This is a genomic window from Actinoallomurus acaciae, assembly GCF_042429965.1.
GTDB lineage: Bacteria > Actinomycetota > Actinomycetes > Streptosporangiales > Streptosporangiaceae > Actinoallomurus > Actinoallomurus acaciae.
This window is the reverse complement of the sequence record NZ_JBHLZP010000480.1, coordinates 1-6,070: the sequence shown is the minus strand read 5'-3', so window position 1 is coordinate 6,070 and position 6,070 is coordinate 1. Positions and strand designations below refer to the sequence as shown.

10 protein-coding genes are annotated in these 6,070 nt (G+C 71.6%); 3 read left to right on the top strand and 7 right to left on the bottom strand.

What is annotated here, in order from left to right:
• Nucleotides 1-398: sigma-70 family RNA polymerase sigma factor family protein (locus tag ACFFNX_RS39270; RefSeq protein ID WP_512699875.1), on the top strand; the 398-nt coding region annotated here is incomplete at its 5' end.
• A gap of 24 nt (nt 399-422) precedes the next feature.
• On the opposite strand, the gene ACFFNX_RS39265 is transcribed toward ACFFNX_RS39270, so the two are convergent.
• The 3 genes from ACFFNX_RS39265 to ACFFNX_RS39255 all read right to left on the bottom strand — a co-directional run bounded on the left by ACFFNX_RS39265 (nt 423) and on the right by ACFFNX_RS39255 (nt 2,276).
• Nucleotides 423-1,337, bottom strand: coding sequence for a sulfotransferase family protein (locus ACFFNX_RS39265; protein WP_378211237.1), 915 nt, complete (start codon nt 1,335-1,337; stop codon nt 423-425).
• Nucleotides 1,338-1,374: 37 nt separating this feature from the next.
• Entirely contained in the window at nt 1,375-1,794 is a 420-nt protein-coding gene (locus ACFFNX_RS39260; protein WP_378211236.1) for a hypothetical protein, read from the bottom strand.
• Nucleotides 1,795-1,871: 77 nt separating this feature from the next.
• Nucleotides 1,872-2,276, bottom strand: a complete 405-nt coding sequence (locus ACFFNX_RS39255; RefSeq protein ID WP_378211235.1) for a hypothetical protein — start codon at nt 2,274-2,276, stop codon at nt 1,872-1,874.
• Nucleotides 2,277-2,451: 175 nt separating this feature from the next.
• Between ACFFNX_RS39255 and ACFFNX_RS39250 the strand changes: the two genes are divergently transcribed.
• The gene (locus ACFFNX_RS39250; protein ID WP_378211234.1) at nt 2,452-3,081 is read left to right on the top strand and encodes a hypothetical protein; all 630 of its coding nucleotides are present in this window, start codon (nt 2,452-2,454) and stop codon (nt 3,079-3,081) included.
• Between the two features lie 10 nt (nt 3,082-3,091).
• Here the strand turns inward: ACFFNX_RS39250 and ACFFNX_RS39245 are convergent, their stop codons facing one another.
• From ACFFNX_RS39245 to ACFFNX_RS39235, 3 genes are all read right to left on the bottom strand, one after another.
• Nucleotides 3,092-3,745 carry a hypothetical protein gene (locus tag ACFFNX_RS39245; RefSeq protein WP_378211232.1) on the bottom strand — a complete coding sequence of 218 codons (654 nt, stop codon included), beginning with the start codon at nt 3,743-3,745 and terminating at the stop codon, nt 3,092-3,094.
• A gap of 264 nt (nt 3,746-4,009) precedes the next feature.
• On the bottom strand, nt 4,010-4,357 hold the full coding sequence (locus tag ACFFNX_RS39240) for a DoxX family protein (RefSeq protein WP_378211230.1): 348 nt from the start codon (nt 4,355-4,357) through the stop codon (nt 4,010-4,012).
• Between the two features lie 145 nt (nt 4,358-4,502).
• Nucleotides 4,503-5,207, bottom strand: a complete 705-nt coding sequence (locus ACFFNX_RS39235) for a GAF and ANTAR domain-containing protein (RefSeq protein ID WP_378211228.1) — start codon at nt 5,205-5,207, stop codon at nt 4,503-4,505.
• 118 nt (nt 5,208-5,325) lie between these two features.
• Between ACFFNX_RS39235 and ACFFNX_RS39230 the strand changes: the two genes are divergently transcribed.
• The gene (locus tag ACFFNX_RS39230; RefSeq protein WP_378211226.1) at nt 5,326-5,958 is read left to right on the top strand and encodes a LysE family translocator; all 633 of its coding nucleotides are present in this window, start codon (nt 5,326-5,328) and stop codon (nt 5,956-5,958) included.
• Here the strand turns inward: ACFFNX_RS39230 and ACFFNX_RS39225 are convergent.
• The coding region (locus ACFFNX_RS39225) for a zinc-binding dehydrogenase (RefSeq protein ID WP_378211239.1) at nt 5,930-6,070 on the bottom strand (141 nt) is incomplete at its 5' end. The genes ACFFNX_RS39230 and ACFFNX_RS39225 overlap by 29 nt on opposite strands.

Genomic DNA, 6,070 nt, shown 5'->3' with positions numbered 1-6,070 from the left:
CCGCCCGCCGCCCACGCGGCATCGTCTCCCCGACCGAGACCCGAAACGCGATCCAGGCCTTCCAACAGGCGATCGAAACGGGCGACCTGCAGGGCCTGCTCGACATCCTCGCGCCCGACGTCGTCCTGCTGACCGACGGCGGCGGAGTCGTGCGGGCCGCGCCGGCGCCCATCGTGGGAGCCGGGGCGGTGGCCCCCGTGCTGGGCCGGATCTCCGCTGCGGCGTCGCTGCTGCCGGCACAGGTCAACGGATGCCCGGCGCTGATTCTCCGGCTGAACGGCGAGATCGACACCGTCATGGCGGTGCGCATCGACGACGGCGTCATCACCGGGCTCTACGCCGTCCGCAACCCCGAGAAGCTGTCGCGTGTCGAGCGGGAGACCGCGGTGAGCCGCTGAGCGCCGGGAGATCCGCCGCGTGAGTCAGTAGCCGAGTGAGTGCGCGAGGGCCGTCATCCGGTCGCACATCTCGTCGTGCAGGCCCCAGGAGGGGTCGAAGACGATCGGCCCGGGGGCGGAAATCGGACGCAGCGCCGGGGAGCGGAGGAACTTCGGGTCACCGCCGAGGAGGGCGCCCGAACGCCCGGTTCCGGCGAACCGCCAGTTCTCGGTGAGCAGCATCCGATCGATGATCTGCGGATCGTCGTCGAGCTTCAGCCAGGCCAGGATCCGCGGTAGCCAGACCCTCGGTTCGGTGAGCAGGTCCTCGGCCCGAACACGCATCCATCGCCCGGCGGGCAGCGGCGCCAGCGCGTCGATGATCCGCCGATGTGACGAGTGCCAGAAGGCGGCGGCCGCGGCGGCGAGCGCCTGGTCGGACCGGAACCGCCCGGCCGGCCGCCAGTGCTCGTGCAGCGACCGCTGGGTCGTCACCGGATGGCGGACGAGATGCAGGAAACGCGCACGTGGATAGGCCGCCATGCACCGGGCGAGCGTCGCGTCGTCGCTGGAGGTGTCCGGTGACTTCTCCAGGCTGACGCGGGGCCGCGCGAGGCCGATGAGGTGGTCCATCAGCCGCGTCGTCGGCCACTCGGTGTGGTCGGCGAGCCATGCCAGGGCGCGTGCCACCGCGTCATCGTCCTGGCTGCCCTCGTGCAGGTCGGCGACGGCGCGCCAGAGGCCGCTCAGCCGCAGCGGAAAACCCGCCCACTCCGCTCGTTCGCCGACCAGCTCGCCGACGGTGGCGGCGGTGAAGACCAGCGTTTCCGGAAAGCCGTAGACATCGGGGTGGCCCGACAGCAGGGCCACGGTGACGGTCGAGTAGCTGCGGGCCGGAGCGAGGAGGAAGACCGGCTCGGCTCCCGCGCCGTCGGATTCGCGCACTGGGTCGAAGGTCATGAGGCTCCTCCGGCTACGAGAACGGGGGACACGACGGCTAGAGCTCGTAGTCCTGGGCCAGCTCCTCCCAGGGGATGTCGCGGAGCGCGGGATCGGCGCCCGACGGGATGCCCGGGGCGGGCTGGAACCAGGCGACGGTGAGGGCGGAGCGGTGCAGCACCGGGTCGGGGCCGAGTGCCGCGGAGCGGAAGAGACCGATGCAGGCCACGGCGGGCAGCACCTCGACGGGGCCGAACGCGCCGGCGTCCTCGTCGGGACGCTCAAGGGAGGGCGGGACGAGATGGGCCGGCGTGGCGGGGAAGGCGCGTTCGGCGGCCCGAAGGAGGCCTCTGGTCTTCATGTCGTTGACGGGCCTGCACGGATGGCCCTCGAGCATTCCGTCGTAGGTCCCGGACAGCCGCAGCTCGGAAAGCTCGGCCGTGCGGCCGGACGCGAGGACGATGCGGCTCAGTGGCATGTTCGCAATTTACGCCCGGGATCTGCTCCTGATACACGGCTTGAATTCGTGCCGGTTCTGTGAACGGACCAGCCCTTTCAGCCTTCGGCGGTGTCCGCCGGGAGGGCAAAGGGGTCCTCGGGCAGGAAACAGCCGTAGTCCTGCAACGGCCGCGGATCGTCGAGCACGATGTTCTCGAGCTCGCCCGCCGGGGAAAGGCCGTCCGGGCGATCCAGCACGCGTTCGCCCGGCCGCGGTCCGCCGTACCCGGCCATCGTGGCAGGCGCATCGGCCGCGAGCCGGCCGAAGCGGTCCAGCAGGGCGTGTACGGCGGCATAGACGTCGGAGATCTCCTCGGCGGCGGAATCCTCGGGTAGCCCGTTCATTTCGCGGAACGCTTCGCGGGCCGCGGCCAGGAAACGCTCCGGATCGACGATCACGACGTCCCGGCGCGTTCGGATACTGATCGTCATGCCCACCGCCGGTACCGGCTGGTCATCCATTCCGCGAAGGTACTAGCGCGGACGGCGACCCGACACGTGCTGTGGGCTCCGAAGATCCGACGGCGGGCCCGGCGGAACGCGATCAGACGCGAGAAGGCTTACTTAGACACAGGTGTTTGTTGGAGGTTAGCCTGTGGTCGCCCGACGGACCATCACGTGAGGACGGCCGCTGACCATGAGCCAGCCACCAGAGCCCGGCCCGTCGCCGGGAGGCCACCAGCCGCCACAGCCGCCCGGACAGCGGTTCGGTCTCCCCGGGACGCAGCCGGCGCCGTACGCTCCGGTGGGTCAGCGGCCCAACCGGCTGGGGCTGGCCGTCACGGGAGTGGCGGCGCTGCTGCTCGTCTCGACCTTCTTGCCCTGGACACGCGTGACGCTGCACGTGCCTCCGTACGTGCCGGCCGCGACGGCGGCACGGCTGCGCCTCGGCGACTCGGTCGTCGAATTCTGGGACGGCGTCGGCGAACTCCGCGTGACGTTCGGGTGCGCACTGGTCGCGGGCGCCCTCGGGCTGATCGGCGCTCTCCTGCGGAACGGCAGACTCGTCGCGGCGGCGACGATCCCCGGGCTCGTCTCCCTCGCCGCGGTGGTCGCCGTGGCGATCCGCCTGCATTCCATCAGGTCCAGGGCGCTCGGCAGGACCACGGAACTGCCGCAGGTCCTGCGGGCCGTCATCGACGAGCAGATGCACTTCTCGCTGGGCGCCGGCTGGTTCGTGGCACTGCCGATGGCGCTGGCCGTCATCGGCGTCGGCGTCGCGGCGTTCGCCACCGCCGACCGACACCCACCCTCGGCTCGGCCATGACCGCCGAGCCTCAGCGAATCTCGGCGGCGACGAAGAAGACCCACGACCCGACCACTTCGAGAAGGCCCTGGTCGACGTCGGCGGCGACCGCGACGAGCCGTGCGACCGCCAGCAGGTCCCGGACGCGGTGGTGGGCCGCCCGGTCGTTGCCGTATGGGCCGGGGTCTCCTCGCCGTCGTCGCAGGTCGGCGAGGCAGTCGGCGAGTTCCCGCCGACGTTCGGGGGGCAGCGGGCCGCCCGACGCGATCGCGGCGGCCACGCAGGAGTTCAGTGTCTCGGTGAGCCGGTCGGGTGGCGTCAGCAGAGAGGAGAGACGGTCGCCCCGCCAGTGCTCCAGGGCACGCACCGCCGCCTGCCGCGCCACGCCGTACCAGTGCTCGGGGCACCGGCTCGGGTTCGGATCTCGCGGGCGCGGGCTCCGCCGGCCGCGGAGCTTCTCCTGCCGCCGCGTGGCGGCGTACACGCGGGCGTCTTCCTTCCACCGCTCGCGGCTCGCCTCCAGCACATCCAGCGCCCGCAGGAGGGATGCCTCATCCCGCCGGATGGGACCCGCGAGGTCCTCCAGCACACTCCAGGTCGCCTTGTAGCCGCTCGGCCGGTACATCTGCACGCACGACCTGAGCGCCGACACCCGCCGGCCGTACGGCAGGAAGGCGTTTCGCACTTTGCGGGCATACGTGCCGAAACTCGCACCAGGAGGTTAACGCCCCCGGCATCGCCGACCACGGCTTCCGAGCGGACACCGGCGGCCGATCCGTACGCCGAGGGCGCCCCGCGAACGAAGAAAGTCGTGCATCCCACCGAGCGGGTCGGCGCGCACGTCCCCTCGTCGCGCCGACCCGAAGCGGTCCACCGCGTCGTACTCCGATGATGACCGCCGACCTCGCCAGGACACCCTCCGCACTCAGGCGCCGTCCGGCTCACCGTCTCAGGCGGCGATGCCGAGGGCCAGGGAGCCGATCACCGGCGCGACGTACATCAGCGGGAACGGGGTGTGGGAGAACCAGCGCGCCCGCAGGACGGTGATGACGGCACCGGCGAAGTACAGCACCAGGCAGATCCCGGCGACCGCGCCGATGGCCGGGACGAACAGGCCGGCCAGCAGGCCCGCCGCACCCGCGGCCTTGGCCGTGGCGAGCCAGGGCCGCCACGCGTCGGGGACGCCGTAGTCGGCCAGGGGCCGCACGACCCATGCCGCGCCGGCGAACATCGAGACTGCGGAGAATCCGACCATGGCGGCGGCCAGGATGGTGATGATGATGTGTGCGATGGACATCGCAACTGCTCCTCCCGTACGAATGCCGGCGCGGGCTCGCCCCGGCCGAGCGCGTTCGCGCTCGTCACGAGTGCAGACGGATGCAGAGGAACGGTTTGTGACATGACGGCCGGGGCGGTTTTGCGACCTGACGGCCCGCGGCGGGTCAGACGCTCTCCGGCGCCTCGCCGGTCTCGACGACCCTGCGGGCGATCTCGCGCAACTTGACGTTGCGTCGCTGCGACGCCCGCGACAGCACCGCGAACGCGTGGTCGGTGGACAGTTTGTGGCGCTCCATGAGGATGCCGACGGCCATGCCGATGTCCTGCCGGCTGGAGATCGCGACGTGCAGGTCGGCGTCGGCCCGCGCGCTGGCGAACGCCACGGCGGCGTGGGAGGCCAGCAGCCAGCCGATCTGCTCGGAGTACTCGGTGAGCGCCCTCGGCCTGAAGGAGTACAGATCGAGCGCGCCGAGGTTCTGCTCCTCGGTGAACAGCTTGAACCCGATCATGCTGCCGATGCCCAGCTCACGAGCGCGTGGCGCGTAGCGCGGCCAGCGGTCGGCCTCGCCGTCCATGTCCTCGACGCGGTAGGACTCCGTGCCGATGCGGGTCGCGTCGAAGCAGGGGCCCTGGCGGACCTCGCCCTGGATCCGGTCCGAGGTACGGACGAGGTCGTCGGTGGCGGCGAGCGTGTGCACCCGGAGGTTCTGGAGCACCATGATGCCCGCCATCTCGCAGCCCGGGACCAGGTCGACCGCGTGCCGCACGATCCGGTCGAGGGTCTGCTGCAGGGAGTCCTGGGCCAGCAGATCACGTGCCATCTGCGCCAGCGCGGTGGCCAGTTCGGCCGACACCTTGTCGTTCGCCATGGGGCACCTCTGTTCGTCACGACCATTCACTCCATACCGCGAGGCCTCGGCCGAAAACTGATCAGGCCGGGTCATCCGCCCTCGCGACGGGCGGGCGCGGCCGGGTTACCGTGGCGTCATGCCGTGGTCCTCATATGGGTCTTTTCTCGTCTTCGCCGTGGTCCTCGTCCTGATCCCCGGACCCGACTTCGCGGTGGTGACCAAGAACACACTCGCGGCCGGCCGATGGCGCGGCGCCTGGTCCGCGGGCGGTGTCGCCGGGAGCAACGCGGTGCAGGGCGCCGCCGCGGCCACCGGCCTCGGCGCGCTGGTCGTACGAGCACAGCCGCTCTTCGTGGCGATCAAGTGGGCCGGCGTGGCGTACCTGGCGTTCCTCGGCGTGCAGGCGGTCCGGTCGGCGATCCGCGGTGACTACCCGCCGCTCGGCGCCGACGCCGGTGAGCGGCGCGCGGCCGGCGCGGCGTTCGGCGGATGGCGGCAGGGGTTCGTGTCCAACATCACCAACCCGAAGGTGCTGGTCTTCTACCTCGCCGTCCTGCCGCAGTTCCTCGGCGCCGGCGAGGGACTGCCGGTGCTGTTCGTCTTCGCGCTCAGCCACGCCCTGCTCTCGCTGTCCTACCTGCTGGTGCTCACGACCTTCCTCGACCGGCTGCGGGGGATGCTCACGCACCGGCGGGCGCGGCGCGGGCTCGACGCGGTCACCGGCACGGCGCTGCTCGGCTTCAGCGCGCGCCTGGCGGCGGAACGCTGACCTCGAGCAACGTCTTGCCAACAGTGGCCCGCGCCTCGATCGCCGCGTGCGCGTCCGCCGCGCGCTCGAGCGGGAACCGCTGACCGATCACCGGGCGCAGCCGGCCGGCGGC